This is a genomic window from Bacillota bacterium, assembly GCA_036504675.1.
Lineage (GTDB): Bacteria > Bacillota > Sulfobacillia > JAJYWN01 > JAJZPE01 > DASXUT01.
In genome coordinates this window covers 1-21,036 of sequence record DASXUT010000053.1, presented here as the reverse complement: position 1 = coordinate 21,036, position 21,036 = coordinate 1, and the positions used below count along the sequence as shown (strand labels likewise).

Below are 21,036 nucleotides of genomic sequence, written 5' to 3'. Positions count from 1 at the left end.
CGACCGGCCCCGCCTCGCCGATTAACCCGGTAGGCGGGGCTTTTCTTGGCCCAAAGGCCAGCGTCAGTCCCTCTACTCGATAAAGGCTAACCCGTCGGAAGGCGGGGGCGCAAAGCTATGGGTCCCAAGGCCGGGGTGGCGTTTCCAGGCACCCGGCACGGACCGCCAGGCTGCCGAAGGGAGCGACGATTACGCATAGACGCAGTCTCATGACCTGGCTCATCCTGGGGTTGACGGCCGTCCTCATCGCCAACCTGGCTCCCCCAGCCGCCATGGTGGTGGCGGAAGGTGCCCCATCCGGTGACGCCGGTGAAGCCACCCCGGCGGCATCGAACTCAGGGGTGGTCACCGTCAAGGTGAAAGTGAAGAAGAGCCTTCAGCTCACAGTGGACACTGTAAGGGAAGAGCGTGACGGGGGCTCGACCGTCCTGATTGTAAGCGGTACCGTCAAAGCCAATACGGGTTGGGAGTTGTTGGCAAGCGCGGAAAGGATGAGCCCTGCCGCCACGTCCGGTTCGGTCACGCTAGTCAACGGGGATGGCCTGGAAGCCGCCCTGGACCAACCACTTGAGCGGGGCCGGCCCACGAAGGGCTACCGTTTTGAGCACCGTTTCAGGATAGAGGGCGAGGTCGGCCAGTATCCCCTGGAAGCGCTCAGCTACGTTATTGTTCCAACCCCCTGAGGCGACACCCTGACTCATTCACACCCTAATAAGGCGACACCGACCGGAAGGCTCCGGTCGGTGTCTTGTCATTGACTGGTTATCGCTGCTTCTTCCGTTCCCTGCGCGTGGGAACACCGCCCGGCGACGATGACGGTGGTGATGGCGGTGGTGACGATGGCGCGGGGGATGGTTGGGACTGCCCGGCCGTCTCCGAAGGGGTGACCCTTCGGCCACGGCGCCGTAGGCCAACGAAGATCAGACCGGCCAAGAGCAGAAGGGCTACCCCGGCCGCCTTGCGGGTTGGGAACGTGTAGAATACCGTCCTGGCGGTCACCTCCTGGTCGCCCAGTCTGAACCGACCAAGGGCAACGAAGCGGCCGATGAGGGGGACTTGTTCAAGAGTAAGAGTGAGACTGCCGTTATCACGTGGATAGATGTTGATCGGCTCCGGCGTCTCGATGGTGGTGACGGTTCGGCCAAAGACGTCTCTTATCTCTACCTTGCCGCCAACCGCCAGGCGGACGTTTCCTGTGTTCTCAATGCCGGCCTCAAACTTAAGGGGCCCGCGCTCGGTAATGGGGAAGGCTGGCACCCATGTCCGCCAAAGCAATTTCTTCCCAAAGAGAACAAGTCTAAGTTGGATCGGTACCGGCGGGCAGCGGAAGCTGCTGAGCTTGCCGGACATAACCGTGTTTCCGACGACGTGAACCGGGATGACCACACCGACTCTGCTCCCAATGACCAACCCGCCCCCTTGAGTCTTGGGGGCATCTTCGAAGAAGATGACGGCGACGTGGTCACCGGGGCTGGCCTGTTGAGGTACCGACACCTTCCAACGGACAACCGCTTCCTTGCCGGTCTGAAGGGTGACTTCAGCGGGGTCGATGGTCAGCCAAGTGGCTGCGGAATCAACTGGGTTGCCCGGAGGAAGGAAAACGAGTTGCCCTCCCGGCTGGACCCGCCGATCCCTGGCGTAGGCGCGAAGATCGATCAGACTGTCCCCCTCGTTGGAGACGGTCACGGATTTCTCGATGACCTGCCCGGGCATGGCCTCGACTTCAATCACGCCCGGGGACACCCCGATGCCCGCGGCGGCAAAGGCCGGAGTCGGCCAAACCAGGGCGAAGGCCAACCAGGTCAGAAGCAGACGGGCGAAGGCTCTTGTCCTCAATGGGCCGCTCTCCTCCCAGATCAGAGGGATTCATCGGCACCCGGCGTGGCTGGCCCGGGTCTACGTTGAACCGAAGGAAAGACCCGAAAAGAAAAGAGCTGGAGACCTGGCGGCTTCCAACTCCCATTTGCTAGACCACTGCGCAGCCCGCACGGCTACTGTATCGCTGTGTACACCACCGAAGCGGTGTAGACGGTCTCGGACACAGCTGTATCGGGAATTGTCAGTGTGTAGTAATACGAGTTGGTCTCCCCAGCCTTGGACGTCTTAGGCGCCCCGGTAACGAGGGTGCCGGTTGAGGAGAAGGGCACGGCGCCCGTCCCATTTGAAGCCGCACCGTACTTGAGGCTGGCCAGGGGGAAGGCCGCCGGGGCGGGCAGGAACCCACTCGCGTCATAGGTGAGATTCCAGGCCTTACTCGACACGACCGTCACTCCGATGGGGGAAGCGGCCGTCGCCGTATCTCCCGGCCACATGTCCACGCCAAAGTCTACCGATAGGGTACTTAGGGTGAGGACCAACTTGTGTACGGGTTTCACCTGAACCGAAACGGTACCACCAGCCGCATTTGCCGGCTTGTTGGCCTCGACGAGGAGCAGGATGCCGCCCACCGCCAGGCACAGGGAAAGGATAAGTGCTAAAACCTTCTTCATGAGCCCCTCTTGCCTCCTTGCTTTACTTGTACCAGTCTATTCCGCAGACCGGTTGGGATTCCAGGAGCTTTGCCGGCACAATTCGACGGAACATGACAAACATATAAACCTATTATAACATGGATATCACGGCTGGCAATGCCAGAAATGCTTGATTTTTGCCAGCTTTTCCGGGCCTTACGCCGCGGTTGCTTATGATTCCCGGGCTAAAGCTTTCCGGCGATTCCCAAAAACATTCCACGTGCGGGGGCGCCATTCCTTCCGATTCCGCCACTTTCGTTCGCCCTTTGAAGGCAAACCCTTCGCGATTCCAGTCTAAAGGCGCTGCGACGCAAATCTTTATCCGACTTGCATTTGCTTCTGTTGGAGTGGTATCATAAGTACCGGAGTCGCAAGAGCCACAGACGCGGCCGATCAGTTCTGAGGCTTCGCGGATACCCTGCCGTGTGCGTGTAAGTCCGATAGGTTTTGAGCCAACATCAATACCTAGGGAGTCTGTACTTCGGCGGTCGACAGCATGCCCCCACCTACCAAAGGGTGCCAGGGGACGCTGGGAGCCATCGGGAGGACACCCACCTGCGTAAGCAGGTTCAAAACACGGGGCGTCACGGCATGGTGGGGTTCCCTATTTCGGACCACAAGGACGGTCAGTCGGCTGGCCGTCCTTGTCTGTTTCCGGGGCCCGCGATGGCCCTTTGAACCCTCTCCCAGTCCGCCTCGGCCGCCGTCGCTTCGCAGGACTTGTCGGCCGGACGTCGAACCCAAGACGTTCAAGGGGTGATCAAAGATGGGCCAATACATCGATCTTCGAAGCGACACCGTCACCACTCCGACCCCGGAGATGCGCCGGGCGATGGCCGAGGCCGAGGTCGGCGACGACGTTTACGGCGAGGACCCGACGGTCAATCGCCTGCAGGAACTGGCGGCCGCCAAGGTCGGGAAGGAAGCCGCCCTCTATGTGACCAGCGGGACGCAGGGCAACCAGTGCGCGGTGATGACCCACACCCGCCGCGGCGACGAGGTTATCCTCGAGGCCGAATCGCACATCTTCTACTACGAACTCGGCGGGGTGGCCAGCCTGTCTGGGGCGCAGGTCCGGACGGTCAGGGGCGACCGCGGGATCCTCGACCCCAAGGACGTCAAGGCGGCCATCCGCGATGACGACCTCCATCATCCGCCGACGACCCTGGTCTGCATGGAGAACACCCACAACCGGGCCGGCGGCGTGATCGTCCGTCCAGAACAGATGAAGGCCGTCTATGACCTGGCCAAGCAGCACCGTCTCAACGTCCATGTCGACGGGGCGCGCATCTTCAACGCCGCCGTGGCCCTCGGGCGGCCGGTCACCGACCTCACCCAATCCTGCGACACGGTCATGTTCTGCCTATCTAAGGGTCTCTCGGCCCCGGTCGGCTCGATCCTGGCCGGGTCCCGCGAGTTCATCGAACGGGCCCGCAGGAGCCGCAAGGTCATGGGCGGGGGGATGCGTCAGGCCGGGGTCATCGCCGCGGCCGGGATCATCGCCCTGGAGAAGATGGTCGACCGCCTCGCGGAGGACCACGCCAACGCCAAGGTCCTGGCCGAAGGGCTGGCCGCGATCCCCGGGATCGAACTCGACCCGGCTTCGATCGAGACCAATATCGTCTACTTCGAGATCTCCCACCCCAAGGTCGATGGACAGGTCCTCCCGGCCGAGTTGAAGAAGCAGGGCATCCTGGTCAACCCGTCAATGGGCCGGCGGATCCGGATGGTCACCCACAAGGACATCGACCGGAAGGATGTCGACGCGGTCCTGATGGCCGTGGCCCGGGTGATGAAGGAGGCCTGAATCGGCCAGGGGTCATGAAAGGGCCAGGAAGCGGAGGTTACCGACCGGCGAGTTGCGGTTGATAGTTGAAGGCAGCCCCCCGAGGGACTGCCTTTTCCATTTCCTCCCGGTAAACAAAAGCCAGCGAGGAGCCGATATAAGGGGTGTAACACAGGCGGCCCCAGGGACGGGCCGGCAATATCCAGGAGGTGGCCAAGGATGGCCAGGCTGACCGAGGCTGGGTCGGACGGCGCAATCTGCGTTGTCGGGCTCGGCAACATCGGCGAGAACCTGTATCGTTCTTTGGTTTCGCGAGTCCAGGGTGAGGTCATTGGGATTGATATCGAAGAGCCTTTGGTTCGGCGCCTTCGGCGGCAAGGGGTCCGGGCGTTTACCGCCCTGCCTTCGGGGACGCCGATTTCTGCTTACTTGATCGCCATTTCGGTCAGGGGCGACAACCTCGCCCGGGTCGTCGAGGGGTTCGACCTGAGCCGGCGCCCGCTGATTTCGATCGAGTCGACGGTGCCGCTGGGGACCACCGGCCGGGTGGCCGCCAAGCTGGCCGGTCATGGGCTGGCCGCCGGGAGGGATTACTTCCTCATCACCTGCCCGCACCGGATCATGTTCGGTCAGGACCAATCGGTCTTCGATCCGCCCCGGGTCATCGCCGGGGTCACCCCGGCCTGCCTCAAGCGCGGGACGGCCTTTTACAGTCACTTCGTCCCGAGGCTCCTGCCGGTGAGCCAGCCGGAGGTGGCCGAGCTGGCCAAGATGGCCGAGAACGCCTATCGTTTCGTAGACATCGCCTTCGCCGAGGAACTGTCGATGATCTGTGGCGAGCGGGGCCTCGACTTCAGCGAGGTCCGCGAGGCAATGAACACCAAGGGCAACATCAACCTGCCGGGAGTTGAGTGCGGCATCGGCGGGGAATGCCTGCCCAAAGACATCCGCCTGTTACAGGAGGCCAAGTACGAACCCAAGTCGGCCCTCTTCGACGGGGCGGTCAACGCCGACCGCCGTTATCGGGAGGACCTGGTCGGCCGGGTGTTGGCCGGGCGTCCCCAGCGGGTCCTGGTCCGCGGGGTGTCCTATAAGAAGGGTACCGCCCAGCTCAAGTTCAGCAAGGCGGTGGAACTGGTCAAGGCTCTTGAGGGCAAGGGGGTCGCCATCGACGTCTCCGACGAAACCCTGACCCCGGCGGAACTCATCCGGGCCGGCTTCCATGTAGAGGAGGCGGGAGCCGACTACGACGTGATCATTGAACGCGGCCGGATCGAAGTCCACCCGGCGAAGTCGCGGGTGGCGGCTGAGGCCGGCTTGATGGGAGGTCGGAGGTAATGGCCAAGATCCTGGTCACCGGAAGTCACGGAACCCTTGGGCGGCCCCTCGTGGCCCAGTTGGAAGCCAACGGTCACGAGGTCTGGCAATGCGACCTCCAGCACCACCCGGAGGAGCGCTATATCCGGGCCGACGTTTCGTCCTACCGACAGCTCGAACGGGTGTTCGAGCAGGGCTATGACTACGTCTACCACCTGGCCGCCGAGTTCGGGCGGATCAACGGCGAGGAGTACTACGACACCCTTTGGGAGACCAACGTCATCGGGACCCGCAACGTCCTCGAGTTCCAGCGGAAGAAGGGGTTCAGGCTCATCTTCGCCAGTTCGTCGGAGATTTATGGGGAGGCCGATGAGCCCATCCTGACCGAGGATCTGCCCAAGCTGAAGACCATCGTCCAGCATAACGACTACGCCCTGACCAAGTGGGTCAACGAGGTCCAGGTGATGAACTTCGAGAAGCGCTACAGCGTCCCGGTGATGCGCCTGCGCTTCTTCAACGCCTATGGTCCCGGCGAATACTACCATAACTACCGCAGTGTGGTCTGCCTTTTCGCCTACCGCGCCCTGCACAACCAGACCTATCAAGTCTTTGAAGGCTATTGTCGGGTCTTCATGTACATCGACGACTTCATCCCGACGCTGGCCCGGGCCTGCGACCGGTTTGTCCCGGGCGAGGTCGTCAACATCGGCGGGACGGAGTATCGGAGCGTGAAAGAGCTCAGTGAACTGGTCCTGGCGGCCACCGGGGCCGACCCGGCCCTGGTCGAGTACCTCCCGGAGGACAAGCACAACACGGTCAATAAGCGCCCGGACATCTCGAAGGCTCAGCGGCTCCTCGACCACAACCCGGTTGTCCCGCTTGAAATCGGGATCCCAAAGACGGTCGAATGGATGGCTGAAGTCTACAAAGTCGATCTTCCGGGGCGAATCAGGGAGGCCGGGCGGAGGGCCCTGAGATGCGTGAGCTAAGCGGAAGCGGTGGTCCGGCGAACGCGGGGCCCCTAGTGTCGGTGGTCATGCCGACCTACAACCAGGCTGCCTTCGTCGGGGAAAGCATTGAGAGTGTCCTGGCCCAAACCTACGGGAATTGGGAACTGATTGTCGTCAATGACGGGTCGACCGACGGCACGGCGGCTATTCTTACGGCCTACGCGGCCAGGGATCCCCGGGTTAAACCGGTCACCAGGGCCAACGGCGGCGTCGCCCGGGCCCTCAACACGGGGATCGAGCAGGCCGCCGGCGAATTCGTTTGTTGGCTCAGCTCGGACGACCTGTGGGTGCCCGATAAGCTGGAGAGACAGTTGAACGTATACTCCCGCGACGCTGAGGCGGCCCTGGTCTACTCGGGGTGGGAGATCATCGACCAGTGCGGCCGGCCGATCGGCTCCACCCGGGTCGGTGAGTATCCTGACGACTCGGCCTTCTTCGAATTGGTCAAGTCGAATTTCATCAACGGATGCTCGGTGATGATCCGCCGGGCGGTCATCGAGGAGGTCGGCCGGTTCGACCCGGCCTTCACGTACGCCCAGGACTATGAGATGTGGCTGCGCATCACCACCGGCCGGCGGATCAGGCTCGCCGCGGGTCTTTTGGTGAAGACGCGTGTCCACCCCGGGCAGATGAGCAACGACAACCGGAACGAGGATGACGCCGTACTGGCTATCCGCAGCCACCTCGCGAACTGGACCCCTGAGAGACAGTTCGGCGGCCGCCGCCTGTCCCCGGCCAAACGGGCCGACATCCTGGCCAAGCTGGCCTGCGCCCTGCGAACCCGGCCCACGAGGCCGATGCCCGTAGAGGCCAGGGAACAGCTGACGAAGGCACTGGCTGTGGGACCTCACGAAGCCGATCACCTGCGGGCCGAATGGGTGAGGACCCTGGGCGGGTTCGGGGCCGGACTTTTCGCCCGGGGGGAAGTGAGCCGCGCCGAGGAGCTTTTTTTGGAGGCAATCGAAGACCTGCCGAGCGACCGGCGGTATTCCGGCCTCGGACCGGCCCAGGTCTGGTACAACCTCGGTATCGTCCGGCTCAAGCAGGAACGGTGGGGCGAAGCCGAGCTGGCCTTCAGTCGCTCGGCGCGCCTCCTTCCCAATGACCCGGCGACCCTCTATCATCTGGCTTTTGCCTGCACCTGCGCCGGGGATCCCTTCAAGGGCGAGACTGTTCTCCGGGAAGTGCTCCGGCTGGTCCCCGACCACCGCTTAGCCCGCGCAGGCCTCGCCGCAGTCTCGGCGGGATTGATCCGGGCCCGACCAGCCGGTGACGGCAAGCGCCTGAGACTGAACTTCCACCTCGGACCGGAAGCCACCGATGTTGAGCGTTCGGCGATGATCGAGGTGGCCAATGCCCTGGCGAAAAGGGACCATCTCGTCACACTCATCATCGGCCGAGGACAGCCCAGGCCCAGGAAAAGCGCCCTCTCGGGGAGGCTCCTCATCCTGCCGGCCGATTCCGGGGAACTGCCGACCGGCGATGGTGACTTCCATCTCGGCTGTCCCGCGCCAAACCCCGCGTCGATCCCGTTCGAGATGGCTTGGGTCGGCCACCCCAAGGGCGCCCTGGAAATCATCCGGCGGCGCGCCCGGACCCGAACGAAGACATCGCCGGACGCATGTCGGGCGGCCTCCGGGGGTTAGCCCGGGCCGACCACCCGAGCCGGGAAGAGGAAAGTCGCAAGAGACCGAGGCGCCCGGAGGCTTTCAGCCACCGGGCGCCTTTCCTTCCTCGATCACCGGCCGGGTCGATCTCCGGCCGTACCATTGGGGGTCCTCCTCCGCTCGGGCCACTGCCTCTCCAAACGCTCCTTCAGTTCCTTCTCGCGCCCCTCGTCGCTTGGACGGTAGTATAGTTTCCCACGCAACTCCGTCGGAAGGTACTCCTGAGGCGTGAAATGGCCCGCAAAATCGTGCGGGTAACGGTAGCCCTGGCCATGCCCCATGTCGGCCAGGCCCTTGGCGACTGGATTTCTGAGGTGCCGGGGTACACCAGAGTGGATCGTCTTGTCGGCCACGTCCCTGAGGGCCTCGTCGACCCCGAGGTAAGCGGCGTTGCTCTTAGGGGCGGAGGCCAGGTAGGTTGCCGCCTGGGCCAGTGGGATGCGGGCCTCCGGCATCCCGATGGATTCCACGGCCTGAAAGGTCGCGGTGGCCAGGACGAGGGCCATGGGGTCGGCGTTGCCGACATCCTCCGAGGCCAGGATGACCATTCGGCGGGCGATGAAGGTGGGGTCCTCCCCGGCGTAAAGCATCCGGGCCAACCAGTAGAGAGCCGCGTCGGGGTCGCTGCCGCGCAGGCTCTTAATGAAGGCCGAAATCGTGTCATAGTGCTGGTCGCCCGTCTTGTCGTAGGTCAAGGCCCGGCGCTGAATGGACTCTTCGGCGATGGGGAGGGTGATTCGTCGAACTCCATCCGGATCCGGCGGGGTCGTCAGGACGGCCAGTTCGACCGCGTTGAGCAGGGTCCGGGCGTCGCCGTTGGCTGTCTCGACCAAATGAGCCAGGGCCTCAGGGGTCAATTCCACGCGGTAGTTGCCCAGTCCCCGTTCACGGTCGGCCAGGGCGCGTAGGACGATGGTTGCCAGGGCCGCGCTATCCAAGGGCTCCAGACGAAAGACCCGGCATCGACTGACCAGCGGGGCGATGACTTCAAAGTACGGGTTCTCCGTGGTGGCTCCGATGAGGGTGATGATCCCCTTCTCAACGTGGGGTAGAAGGGCGTCTTGCTGCACTTTGTTGAAGCGATGGAGCTCGTCGATGAAGAGGATCGTCCGCCGACCGTGCTGACCCAGTCGGTCGCCGGCCTCCTCGATGACCCGGCGGACATCGGCCACCCCGGACGTCACCGCGCTCAACTCAACAAACTCAGACTCAGTCGTCTCGGCGACCACCCGGGCCAGGGACGTCTTGCCGGAACCGGCGGGGCCCCACAGGATGATCGAAGACAGCCGGTCCGCTTCGATCATCCGCCGCAGCAGCCGACCGGGGCCGACGACCTTCTCTTGTCCAATCAACTCATCAAGGGCCTTCGGGCGCATTCTGGCCGCCAGTGGTCCTTCCTGACTGAGGAGCTTCCGCCGGCTGAAATCGAAGAGATCATCCCTCACGGTTCGCAATACCCCCAGAGTCATGCCGCCCCGGCGGCAAGTTCCTGCTCCAGGGCCAAGAAGACGGCATGTCCACGGAACGGCCCGGCCAGAGCCGCCTGGACCACCTTGAGCGCCTCCCCACGCCGGTCGAGGTCCACCAAGACTCTGACTAAATCAAGCCAGGCCTGGAACCGACCGGCGTCGGCCCAAATCGAGCGTCGCAGGAATTCGACGGCGTCCTCGGGCAAACCTCTCCGCCAGGCCAGCTTTCCAAGGCAGGCCAGGGAATCCCCATCGCTGGCCCCGTTCTCTGCCGCCCGCACCAGACAGGCCAGGGCTTCATCCTCGGCCCCCCGCCGGTAGTACAGTTTGCCCAACTCCCGGGCGGCCTTTCCGGCGTTTTCAAAGACGCGTCCGGCTAAACTGATCAAGCCCTCGAAGGCACCCGCTTCCCCCAAGTCCCACAGGTGTTCGGCCAGGGACATGAAGGCTTTCCTGGCACCCGTCAGGGGCTGAGGCACGGTCTCGGTGGTCGCCGCGCGGCCGCCTGATCCGGGCCCGGCGCCGGCGGCCATGACTCGCGCGAGTTCGAGATACAGACCCGCTTCAGCGGGGGCCCTCTCCGTCAAGGGACCCAGACAATCAGCCGTTTCGACGGGTCGTCCAACCAGGACCGAGCGGAGGGCCCAGTGCCAACGGGCCTCGCGGCCGACGTCGGGGCAGTCTGCTAGGCGGGCGAAGATGGCCCCAGACTCGTCATAGCGGTTTTGAGCTTCCAGGGCGATGGCCAGCCAGTAGAGGGGGATCTCTTGGTCCGGCGAGGCCGTTCCGGCTTTGACCAACGGCCCCAGGGCCTTGGTCAAGAGCTCTTCGGCGAACTGGGGGAACCGTTCCTTGATTGAAGCCTTGGCGACGACCGTCGCCGGCCCCAGGGCCAGTCGGTCGTCGGCCCCGGAAACAAGCCCGACCAAATGCGGGAAGGCCTTTTGAGGGTGCTCCGATCTGAGGATCAGAGAAGACAGGTACTGGAGAGTCTCCGGATGGCCGGGCGACACTGCCAGGGCCTGCTGGTAAGCGGCCAACGCTTCCGCCGGGTGCCCACTTTCCTCGTAGGTCAGACCCAGCTCCCGCCAGGCCTCTACGACGACCCCAAGGCCCCAGGTGAGGCTGTATCGGCCGGCCGGCGACGGGCCGCCGGCGATGCACCCCAGGAATGCCCGGGCGGCCTCCCGATGGTGGCCGAGGGACCTCAGGGCTTGACCACGGGTCAGGTTCAGTTCAGCGTAATCGGGCCAGAGTGGGCTGAACTGATCGGCTATCTCCTTGGCCCGGGCCGCCCGCCCGGTGCGCAGGTGAATCTGGGTCGCCCCCAGGACGGCCACCGGTACGAAGTCCTCGCTGGTCACTGCCGCCTTCCGTTTGAGTAGCCCACGGACGACCCGGTCATAGGTATCCACGGCGGCCTCGTCGTCACCCGTCCGCAACTGCTCTCTGGCCAGCTGGAAGCGCAGGTAGAGGTCCTCAGGTTGCTCCTGCAGGCATTCCTCCAGGAGCCTGATGTTCCTTCTGGGCTTGTCCTTGGCCGCTGTCTCGGCGCCCAGGTAACCATAGTGCCGAAGGCGGATGGACGAGGCCTCGACCCGACCACCGGCCCTGATGATCGAGGGCAGGACCTGCTCGTGGATCCTCCCTTCGAAACGATAGGCCCCGTTGTTTCGGAACAGCCGCAAGACCCTGCTGTCGTCACCCGGTTGCCGATCGTCGCTGCCGCAGAGATTCTCCGCGGTGAGATAGAAAGCGTCGGCGCTGGTGTCTGAGCGGGCCAGCGCCAACAGGGGAAGAATGCTCTCAGGATGGAGTTCCTCGTCGGCGTCAAGACAGAGGATCCAGTCCCCGTTGGCCTGGTCCAGAACCCAGTTACGGGCGGCGCTGAAGTCGTCACCCCAAGGGAATGGGCCGACCTTTCCTCCGAAGAGGATGGCGATCAGGGCCGAGTGGTCCGCCGACCCGGTGTCGGCCACGACAAGCTCATCGGCGACCTCTTCGATGCCGGCCAGGCACCGCCCCAGGTGGCTCGCCTCGTTTCGGACGATCATACAGACACTGACCGTCTGGCTCCGGGCCCCCGCCCGTCTGGCCTCTGCTTCGGCGACCGTTTTGGCCAATGGCCTCAGATCGGGCTGAAGGGCTACGGTCTGATCCCAAACGATATCCTCCAGTTTAGAAAGACTCTTGGGCCACCTGAACCGGGCCGCCGCCGCTTGGCCGGCCTGAACCAGGCGGTCACGTAGCCCTTGGTCCTTGATCGCCGACTCGATGGCCGCGGCCATCGCTTCGATGTTTCCAGGCGGGAACATCAAGCAGTTGCTGCCGTCGACGGCATATTGGCGGACCCCGTCGTTGGCCGCCGTGACCACCGTCGTCCCGCAGGCCATGGCTTCCAGCGGAGGCATGGCGAAGGACTCATAGTGGGAGGCCGAGACGAGGAGGTCGGCCTCGGCCACGATCCGGCCGATTTCCTCGGGCGGTGGGGCCTCAATGAAAAGGCCCGTGAAGGAGGGATCAGCGGACGGGTTCGGACAGATGTGGATGGCCTCGAAAGTCACTCCTCGCTGCCGCAGGAGATCGAGGGCGACCTTGATTTCCTTGGTCCCCTTGAACTCGGCCTCCGGGCCCATGAAGACGATCCTGGGGCGTCCGGGGACGGACGTTTTTGGCCGCGGGAAGAAATGGCTGGGCTCGATGGCGTTCTCGACGACCACGCTCTCGCGGTCATAATGCTTCTTCAAGAGGTCATGAAGCAGATCGGAGATGACGATTAGGCGGCAGGGTTGGCCGTACAGGTGGTCGACCACCTTGGCCACGTGTGGGCTCAATTCGGCCGAGAGCCGCTCGTGGCCTCGTTCGAAGATGTAGGGGTCGCCCTGGAAGACATAGAAGGGCGTGGAGCGTGGGTTTCCGGCGACCAAATCGGCTATCTGGTCCCAATAGATGCCGAAGGAGGCGTCACCCGGGGGGATCGCGTCACTGAGCCGCTGGGAGAGGGGCAGGGTCCGGAAAGGCGCCTTCACTTCTTTCCACGGCGGCGCCTGACCGTGCGACAGGACGGTGACCTCATGGCCGCGCGCGGCCATTCCGTTGACCCACTCGTAGTAGATCAGTTGGCCACCGCAAAGGACTGGGGGGTCGGTCAGGAACGTGAGGACCAGCGGATGGTGGCCTTTCCGGGCGACTGACATCTGGCGGGCGACCAGGGCCGGGTAGTCCGTAAGCCTGGATCCGCCGGTCACCCCGTCAATGACGGAGGCCAATGAAGCCAGGCGCGGAAGAGGAGGTATACGCCTGGCCGCTTCCGCCAGGCCGGCACGGGCGTCCGATACCCGCCCCAGCAGAAGGCTGGCCGCGGCCACCCCAAGTAGGGCCGGGGAGGGTCCGTCCGCGGCTTTGGCCGCCCGGTGCAAGTCCCCAAGGGCCCTGTCAAGTTCGCCGACCCAAAGCTCAGCGAGCCCGCGATTGTAATCGTAGGCTGAAGACAACCCGCCGAGAAAACCGACCTCATCGAACTCCGCCAGAGCCTCGGTCGGTCGACCGTCGACCAGTCGGACCAAGCCCCGATGGTAATGTTCAGCCGTCTGCCGCCAGGAGAGTGCCAATTGACGAGCCCCTTTTCGAAAGCCTCCTGCCCCCCGTCTTGGGGGCGAGGGTCTGTCCCGAATCCGGACACTCCTATCACTCTTATCGGGTCCGAAAGGCCCCGAGTTTAGCCCTTTCGCCGCTTCCCCAAAGCTCGCCTTACGGCTGTTTTCGAAACGAGAGCGGAGCGTTGACAAATACCTAGCGGGATGGTAGGATTAACGCGGATAACCAAGCGGACGACTCGGAATTGGTCGCCGGCAGAAACGGGGGGAGAGGGCCGTGAAGCTGTCGACGAAAGGCCGATACGGGGTCATGGCCATGGTCGACCTGGCCCTGAACAGCCAGGACGGGCCGGTGTCCTTGAAGGCCGTGGCCGAACGGCAAGGTCTCTCCGAGAACTACCTCGAACAACTGGCCGGACCCCTTCGCAAGGCCGGGCTGATCACCGGCGTCCGCGGTGCCCAGGGCGGCTATACGCTGGCCCGGGAGGCCCAAGGGATCACCGTCGGCGACATCATCAGGGTCCTCGAGGGCCCCATCGCCCCGGTTGATTGCGCCAGCGAGAGCGAGGGTCCCTACCAGCACTGCGCCAAGTCCCAGGGCTGCGTGGCCCGGAGCGTCTGGGTCAAGCTGCGGGACAGCATCACCAAGGCCCTCGACTCCGTGACCCTGGCCGACCTGGTCACCGAGGCCAGGACTGACGCCGAAAACTACTCCTTGTACCTGTGAACCCCCCAGACAACCAGTCGAGCCTCAAGGAGCGTGACTAGAGAGATGGCCGAGCAACGCCGAGTTTACCTTGACCACGCCGCCACGACCCCGGTCCTACCGGAAGTCGTCCGGATGATGGATCACTACATGCTCGAGGCCTTCGGCAACCCGTCGAGCATCCACGCTTTCGGGCGGGAGGCCCGCAAGGGGGTCGAGGAGGCCCGCGAGCAGATCGCCGCGCTGATGGGGGCGAACCCCACCGAGATCATCTTCACCTCGGGCGGGACCGAGGCCGATAACCTGGCTATCCAGGGGACGGCCAGGGGCCGGCGCGAGTTCGGCAACCACATCATCACTTCGGCCATCGAGCACCACGCCATCCTTCATACCTGTGAGTACCTCGAAAAAGAAGGCTTTCGGGTGACCTATCTCCCGGTCGACAAGTACGGGATGGTCGACCCGGAGGACGTCAGGAAGGCCTTGACCCCCCAGACCATCCTGGTGACGATCATGGGGGCCAACAACGAAGTCGGGACGATCCAGCCGTCGGCCGAGATCGGCCGGATCGTCAAGGAGCACAGCAACGCTTACTACCACATCGACGCCGTCCAAACCTACGGCAACTGGCCGGTCAGCGTGGACGACCTGCGGGTCGACTTCATGTCGGTGTCGTCGCACAAAATTTACGGGCCCAAGGGCTGCGGCGCCCTCTACCAACGCAAGGGGGTCAAGCTGATGCCCCTGGTCTTCGGCGGGTCGCACGAGCGCAAGCGACGGGCCGGGACCGAGAACGTCCCCGGAATCGTCGGCTTCGGCAAGGCGGCCGAGATCGCCAAGAACACCCTCGACCAGCGGATCGCCCACAACACGTCCCTTCGGGACCGACTGATCTCCGGGCTCCTGGCCCAGATCGATTACGCTCAGCTCAACGGCCACCCGGTGAAGCGCCTGCCGGCCAACGCCAACATCTCGGTCGAGTACGTCGAGGGCGAGTCGATGCTCCTCAACTTGGACATGAAGGGCGTCGCCGCGTCGAGCGGTTCGGCCTGCACCTCCGGCTCCCTCGAGCCGTCCCACGTCCTCCTGGCCATGGGCCTGCCGCACGAGGTCGCCCACGGGTCTCTGCGGTTGACGGTCGGCACCGACAACTCCATGGAGGACATCGAGTACGTCATCGGGACGTTGCCAGACATAGTCCGGCGGCTCCGTTCGATGTCACCGCTCTACGCCGACAAGATCAAGGGCCACGCGGCCGCGCCACTCACGCCCGCCGAGGAGGAGCATCACGAAGATGTATAACGAAAAAGTGATGGAGCACTTCTACAACCCGAGGAACGTCGGCGAGATCAAGGACCCCGATGGGATCGGGCGGGTCGGCAACCCGACCTGCGGCGACATCATGCAGATCGCGATCAAGGTCAAGGACGACCGGATCGAGGACGTCAAGTTCCAGACCTTCGGCTGCGGGGCGGCCATCGCCACGTCGAGCATGGTCACCGAGATGGTCAAGGGCAAGACCCTCGACGCGGCCCTCGATATCACCAACCGCGCCGTCGCCGAGGCCCTCGGCGGCCTGCCCCCGAACAAGCTGCATTGCTCGAACCTGGCGGCCGATGCCCTCCACGAGGCGATCAAGGACTACAAGGCCAGGCACGGCGGGGCCGACGGCAACGGACAGGCGGTGGGCGCCGGCTCAGACACCGAGACGAAGACCGCGGCCAAGGCCGCGGCGGCTGATGGTGGAAAGGACAAGCACTGAGCGTTGAGCAAGGGACGGGTCCTGGTGGCGATGAGTGGCGGGGTCGACAGCTCGCTGGCGGCCGCGTTGCTCAAGGACGAGGGGTATGAGGTCATCGGGGCGACCATGCAGATCTGGCCCGACGTCGTCCCCGAAGTGGCCGAGAATTATGGTGGCTGTTGTTCGCTCGTGGCCGTCGAGGATGCCCGGCGGGTCGCCGACCGGTTGGGCATCCCTTACTATGTCTTGAACCTGAGAGAGACCTTCGAGCGGGCGGTCGTCGACGACTTCGTCGCTGAATACAGCCGCGGTCGAACCCCGAACCCGTGCATCATCTGCAATCATGTGGTCAAGTTCACGGCTCTTCTGGAGAAGGCCCTGGCCCTGGAATGCCGGTTCATCGCCACCGGACACTACGCCCGGGTGGCCAGGGATCTGGGCACCGGACGACACCTCATCCTCAAGGCCCGGGACAATCGGAAGGATCAGACCTACGCCCTCTACGGCCTGACCCAGGGCCAACTGGCCCACGTCCTCTGGCCGCTGGGCGGGCTGACCAAGCCCGAGGTCCGGAGGAGGGCCGCGGCGTGCGGGCTGCCGACGGCGGACAAGCCCGAGAGCCAGGAAATCTGCTTCGTGATGGATGACGATTACGCCCGCTTCGTCCGGGAGCGGGCCCCGGAGGCCTTCACCCCGGGGCCCTTCAAGGACATCCACGGGCAGGTCATCGGCACCCACCGCGGACTGCCCAACTACACCGTCGGGCAGCGGAAGGGCCTCGGCCTGACGGCCCAGCGGCCGATGTACGTCGTTCGCCTGGAGCCCGACGAGAACGCCGTCGTCCTCGGCTTCGCCGAGGATGTCTACAGCCGGGGGCTCGAGGCCGGCGGCTGCAACTTCATCCCTTTCGACCAGTTGGACGGCCCGATGCGGGTCGGGGTGAAGGTGCGGTACGGGGCCGAGGAGGCCCCGGGGGTCATCGAACCGATCGAGGGCGGCGATGGCATCCGGGCCACCTTCGATCGTCCGCAGCGGGCGGTCACGCCCGGCCAGGCCGTCGTCTTCTATGATGATGAGGTCGTCGTCGGCGGGGGGAAGATCGAGCAGGCGGTCAGCCGTTGATGGTCCGATGATCAGAAAGAACCGAACATGCCCCAGCGCCATGAACAAGAGCGCCAAGCCCTGCGGCTTGGCGCTCGTTCTTCCGGGCCGATGGCAATGCGGGGTCCCCTGGATTGTCATTACGAATGAGAGGTCTGGAATTCTTGGACGATTCGGTGGGCCATGTTCGAATGCCTCTCTGTATGCTCTGATGCGGGACTAGCCTGTCCCCGAGCGAGTTCAGACCGCCGGCAAAGTTGATTCATGCCCCGGATGACCTATTAGCTCGATCTCTGCAAGCATCCCGGTTCCTGTATTCAATCAATTATGACCGCAATATTCGAAATGTTAAACGACCACGGAAAAGTATGGCAGGAATTCCTTACATTACCGGAGAAGGAACAAACCGGCTAAGATCTAGCTATAGCCAAAAGGAGTGTGAGAGGTTTGAGAAGTCGGAAGTGTATTAGTCTCTTGGTGGTGCTGACAGTTCTCATGTTCAGCGTTTCGCCGGCCTGGGCAGCGGGGAGTGCAGATTCCAGATCCCGTGATGTGACGGATGTTGTCCACCGTGCTTTCGGAGAACGGGTTCGAGCACTGAACAGCAATAATACCAAGGCCCTTGAGGGCTTCTACGTACAAGGATCTGACGCAATTGCACACGAGGCCTCCAGACAGATGGCGTGGCGGGCGGTCGAAAAGAAGCTTGGTGGACCGATTACCGCATTCACGCTGGACAGACTAGACATGATGGATCCTACACTTGACGGAAACAATGCGATGCTCAAAGCGTATGAAGTGATAATGTTCTCGTGGAAGGACGCGGCTGGAGGTGATAACCTTTCTGGGCTCGGTGTATGGCATGACATTACTCTCGCCTATGCCAACGCGAATTGGCGCATTGTGAGCGACGCGTACGACGAGGGCCCGCTCGTTTGGGGACAGCCCTGCAGCAATCCGAATATAGCCACCCCGACCGTACGCCTCGCTTCTGCACCAGATGCAGTGGTTAATCCGAAGGTGATATATGTTCCGTATAACCGCTCGAACGCTGCAAGTTACGCCGATAGCTGGGTCATTCACAACTCTACGATCGGCTACAATGTACGAGACGCGAGCTACTACAACCCCGCCTACAAGAACTACAACCCTCCAGATTATGGGGGCGATTGCGCCAACTTCGTATCTCAGGCATTATTCGCAGGAGGGTGGCAGTACGATTCGTCTTGGTGGTATAACAACAACGGGACAGGCGGAACTCAAACGTCTGATGATACGGCCTCCACAACGTGGACCTACGCTCCAACGCATTTCAGCTATTGGGCTGGAGCGAGAGGTGTGCAGGTCGGGAGTCCCTCGCAGCTTGACACAGGTGATCCTGTTTACTATGACTGGGCTTACGTGAGTCCAGATGGTCCCGACAAAATTCAGCATGTGGCTATAGTCGTGGGTCGGACCACTGATGGGGTTCCGCTGGTAGACGCCCACAACTGGGACTACTACCACGTACCGTATTCCGGCATCGTGGTCCAGGGCGACAAGATATATCTTGTTCATGTCAACAACTACATTCCATGGAACTAGGATAGCTCAAAACAAAGAGGCCGGGTCACCTGGGCGTCGTATTGGTAGCTAACCATGCGGCGCCTCTCTTCTTGTGAACTGGACCTAACGGTAAACACCCTTAGCCTCCTGCGCTTCTCAAGGAGAGGCATGTTTGGTAAGCTCAGCGGTCCTGGCAGAGCATCCGAAACCAAGTTGTCGAGGCGGCCGTCAGAAACCCAAGAGGTTCAGCCAAGGAGGTTAGCGATGAAACGGAGCATTTGTCTCCTTGCGGTCCTTCTAGTGGTGTCCTTCCTATCTTGCAGCTGCGGCTCTCATCTGCCGCTGGGGGAAAACGCCGACCGAGTCATCATCCTTGGGCCCTTCCAGTGCCACCTCCTGACCGGCAGGCCCGCGCAAGAGTTCCTGCAATCGTTTCGCCTGGCCGTTGGGGGCCGAGCAGAGGGCCAGAGCATCAACCCCGGTGACGGATTTCGTTTGATCATTGCCGACGGGTTCTCAGGCCCGGGACGGGTGCTCCTCTACGATGAATCCCGTAAACTTGTCTCGTATAGGGGAAGGACGTATCACCTGGCGCGTCAATTCCCGTGGCCGCAGCCACAGGACGGGGTGCGGTCCTTCGCGGTGGGTACGTCCGGTTTCCCTGGGCCGGTCGTTCGTTGGCTTAAGTCGAAGAACGAGGAGAAGGGCGCGGTGCTCGGCCTTGGTGGGCTATTCGGTGACGGGAACATTCTGGTCGTGAGTGCGGGCTCGCAAGCCGGGGGCGGCAATGCGGTGAGTCTGGTCAACGCCGATTACACGGATGGTACCTGGCGGTTCATGTTCCAATACCTGGAGTCGCATGAGTCTTCACCCAGAGTGGACGAAGCGGCGGTCACTCTTGGTTTTGTCGCCACACTGCCAACCGCCGCCAAAGTCGAGGTCTACGAAGCTGGCGCCAAATCCAAAATCGTCGGAGGGTCAGTTGGGGAGGAGCGGATTCCGCTACAAAATCCTATTCCCGCGGGTCCAACACTCGCCGATGTCTGCCAAAGCCTCTTTGGCGATTACCTGCTGGGCTATAAATCATCGGACGTTGACGACAGCCATCGATTGTCGGACTATCGGATCGAAAGACTGCAGTTCCGGTCGGAGTGGCCGTCCACCGGGAGAGTCACCTTTCTCGTCGAATACTCCGTCCTGCCAGCCAGCGAAAAGAGCTTCTCCCACTGGCTGCCGGCGAACGGTCAGATCGGTCCCGGCGGATGGATCCTAAATAAGGCAGCCTTTGTGAACATCATCGATGAGGGGGCGGGCTACTACATCCAGAACATCGGTGGGGGCGGGCAATGAAGGAAGACAAGACCATACATCAATGACCAAGGTCTCGGTTCCGGCATGAGTGGGAATGGCGACCCGTAGCTTGCCGCGTTTGTTGCCCGGGGCTCCGAGCCCTGGGCCTCCGTTTACTCGAGGCCTTGTCCTTGACCTGCTAAATGGCCCCGGGATTGACTTGCCCCAATAGGAGCCGCGCGCTAGCCTGTCCTGCAAGGGTGGGAAGGAGGTGGCCGAACTCGAGGACTATCGTCTGGCCGTGGGAAGACGGATTCTGGCCAGTTCTCGTCCTTAGCTGGATATTCGATGCTGATCCAGAACGCTTGGGCGCGGTGTGCCGAACCCGGGGACTGGCACTGAAGATGAGACCCAACTGAGTTGCCACGGGAAGCCCCTCCTGACAATGCGTCGAGCCCGAGGGCTTGACGGCTCCTGTCTTCAGAGCACCTTCACATCGGCCGAGACTAATACCGTTTAGCCGGTCGCGGCGAGGCGAAGCGGTCCTCCGCCGGCTCTGGCTCGACCCCCAGCGACGCCAGGGCCCTGACGACGACCGAATCGACGAGCCGGCCAACGTCCTTGGGCCCGCCGGCGAAGCTCGGGCAAGCCGGGTGGACGCGGACCCCCATCTCCGACAGGGCCAGCAGGTTGCGCAGGTGGATGCCGCTGAGCGGAGCTTCGCGCGGGACGACGACCAGGGGACGTCCCTCCTTGATGGTCACCTCGGCGGTCCGTTCAATGAGGTCGCCCGCCAGCCCGGCGGCGACGGCCGCGGCGGCGGCCATCGTACAGGGGGCGATGATCATCCCCGAGGTGGCGAAGGCCCCGGTCGAGGGCGGCGCTCCCAGGTCGTCCGGGGCGTAACAGGAGAAGCCCCGCCGTACCCGCTCCGGGACGGCCCGCCGCGGGGCGCGGTCGATCCAGAAGCGGAGGAGGGCCTCGGTCTGGCCGGCCGGTTCGGTCGGGAGGGCCAGCCCCATTTCCTGGGAAATGGTCTTCCGAGCGGCCTCGGTGATCACCATGTGCACCTCGGCTTCGGCATTGAGAAGCAGCTCCATCGCCCGGAGCCCGTAGACGGCCCCGCTGGCCCCGGTCACCCCGAGGACATAGCGGTCCATCACTTCGTCTCCTCCGCGGGGACGTCGTCCGCGGTCTTCATCAGCAACCACTGGTTCTCTCTGGTGTGAACGAGATGGTAGGCGCCACGCATCTTCCCGCCGAGGGCGGCGAAGGAGACCTTGTCGGGGCTCCTTTCG

General features: G+C 63.3%; 16 protein-coding genes, 1 other RNA gene and 1 riboswitch. Of the genes, 12 read left to right on the top strand and 5 right to left on the bottom strand.

The genetic code is table 11. The features are described 5' to 3' along the window. The first annotated feature begins 74 nt into the window (after window positions 1-74). A riboswitch (cyclic di-GMP riboswitch) is annotated at window positions 75-178 on the top strand. Window positions 179-209: 31 nt separating this feature from the next. Next, window positions 210-683, top strand: coding sequence for a hypothetical protein (locus VGL40_04080; GenBank protein ID HEY3314442.1), 474 nt, complete (start codon window positions 210-212; stop codon window positions 681-683). Window positions 684-762: 79 nt separating this feature from the next. On the opposite strand, the gene VGL40_04075 is transcribed toward VGL40_04080, so the two are convergent. Both VGL40_04075 and VGL40_04070 read right to left on the bottom strand, forming a co-directional pair. Beyond that, complete coding sequence (locus tag VGL40_04075; protein ID HEY3314441.1) at window positions 763-1,836, bottom strand: hypothetical protein; 1,074 nt, start codon at window positions 1,834-1,836, stop codon at window positions 763-765. Window positions 1,837-1,991: 155 nt separating this feature from the next. Next, complete coding sequence (locus tag VGL40_04070) at window positions 1,992-2,489, bottom strand: hypothetical protein (protein ID HEY3314440.1); 498 nt, start codon at window positions 2,487-2,489, stop codon at window positions 1,992-1,994. 433 nt (window positions 2,490-2,922) lie between these two features. Between VGL40_04070 and ssrS the strand changes: the two genes are divergently transcribed. The 5 genes from ssrS (at window position 2,923) to VGL40_04045 (ending at window position 8,269) form a co-directional block, all read left to right on the top strand. Next, window positions 2,923-3,115: non-coding RNA, 6S RNA (gene ssrS / locus VGL40_04065), on the top strand. A 161-nt stretch (window positions 3,116-3,276) separates the two neighbouring features. Then, window positions 3,277-4,317, top strand: a complete 1,041-nt coding sequence (gene ltaE, locus VGL40_04060) for a low-specificity L-threonine aldolase (protein HEY3314439.1) — start codon at window positions 3,277-3,279, stop codon at window positions 4,315-4,317. Between the two features lie 198 nt (window positions 4,318-4,515). Then, entirely contained in the window at window positions 4,516-5,634 is a 1,119-nt protein-coding gene (locus VGL40_04055) for an NAD-binding protein (GenBank protein HEY3314438.1), read from the top strand. Beyond that, window positions 5,634-6,602, top strand: a complete 969-nt coding sequence (locus VGL40_04050) for an NAD(P)-dependent oxidoreductase (GenBank protein ID HEY3314437.1) — start codon at window positions 5,634-5,636, stop codon at window positions 6,600-6,602. The genes VGL40_04055 and VGL40_04050 overlap by 1 nt, the downstream gene beginning before the upstream one ends. Then, entirely contained in the window at window positions 6,590-8,269 is a 1,680-nt protein-coding gene (locus VGL40_04045) for a glycosyltransferase (protein HEY3314436.1), read from the top strand. Before VGL40_04050 ends, VGL40_04045 begins: the two co-directional genes overlap by 13 nt. A 92-nt stretch (window positions 8,270-8,361) precedes the next feature. Here VGL40_04045 and VGL40_04040 read toward each other — a convergent pair whose 3' ends face one another. Together VGL40_04040 and VGL40_04035 are read right to left on the bottom strand one after the other, a co-directional pair. After that, window positions 8,362-9,735, bottom strand: a complete 1,374-nt coding sequence (locus VGL40_04040; protein ID HEY3314435.1) for a replication-associated recombination protein A — start codon at window positions 9,733-9,735, stop codon at window positions 8,362-8,364. 20 nt (window positions 9,736-9,755) lie between these two features. Continuing rightward, window positions 9,756-13,370 (bottom strand): glycosyltransferase, encoded by a 3,615-nt coding sequence (locus VGL40_04035; GenBank protein HEY3314434.1) that lies wholly within the window; start codon window positions 13,368-13,370, stop codon window positions 9,756-9,758. Window positions 13,371-13,632: 262 nt separating this feature from the next. On the opposite strand from VGL40_04035, the gene VGL40_04030 reads away from it, so the two are divergent. The 6 genes from VGL40_04030 (at window position 13,633) to VGL40_04005 (ending at window position 19,798) form a co-directional block, all read left to right on the top strand. Continuing rightward, window positions 13,633-14,082, top strand: coding sequence for an Rrf2 family transcriptional regulator (locus VGL40_04030; GenBank protein ID HEY3314433.1), 450 nt, complete (start codon window positions 13,633-13,635; stop codon window positions 14,080-14,082). A gap of 45 nt (window positions 14,083-14,127) precedes the next feature. Continuing rightward, on the top strand, window positions 14,128-15,363 hold the full coding sequence (nifS, locus tag VGL40_04025; protein HEY3314432.1) for a cysteine desulfurase NifS: 1,236 nt from the start codon (window positions 14,128-14,130) through the stop codon (window positions 15,361-15,363). Further along, window positions 15,356-15,823 carry a Fe-S cluster assembly scaffold protein NifU gene (nifU, locus tag VGL40_04020; GenBank protein HEY3314431.1) on the top strand — a complete coding sequence of 156 codons (468 nt, stop codon included), beginning with the start codon at window positions 15,356-15,358 and terminating at the stop codon, window positions 15,821-15,823. The genes nifS and nifU overlap by 8 nt, the downstream gene beginning before the upstream one ends. 3 nt (window positions 15,824-15,826) lie before the next feature. Next, window positions 15,827-16,924: a tRNA 2-thiouridine(34) synthase MnmA gene (gene mnmA, locus VGL40_04015; GenBank protein ID HEY3314430.1), complete on the top strand. Its 1,098-nt coding sequence runs from the start codon at window positions 15,827-15,829 to the stop codon at window positions 16,922-16,924. A gap of 426 nt (window positions 16,925-17,350) precedes the next feature. Continuing rightward, window positions 17,351-18,487: an amidase domain-containing protein gene (locus tag VGL40_04010; protein HEY3314429.1), complete on the top strand. Its 1,137-nt coding sequence runs from the start codon at window positions 17,351-17,353 to the stop codon at window positions 18,485-18,487. Window positions 18,488-18,712: 225 nt separating this feature from the next. Next, window positions 18,713-19,798 (top strand): hypothetical protein, encoded by a 1,086-nt coding sequence (locus tag VGL40_04005; protein ID HEY3314428.1) that lies wholly within the window; start codon window positions 18,713-18,715, stop codon window positions 19,796-19,798. Between the two features lie 446 nt (window positions 19,799-20,244). Here VGL40_04005 and VGL40_04000 read toward each other — a convergent pair whose 3' ends face one another. Beyond that, a complete protein-coding gene (locus VGL40_04000; GenBank protein ID HEY3314427.1) occupies window positions 20,245-20,898 on the bottom strand; it encodes a UbiX family flavin prenyltransferase in 654 nt (217 codons plus the stop codon). Window positions 20,899-21,036: the final 138 nt, after the last annotated feature.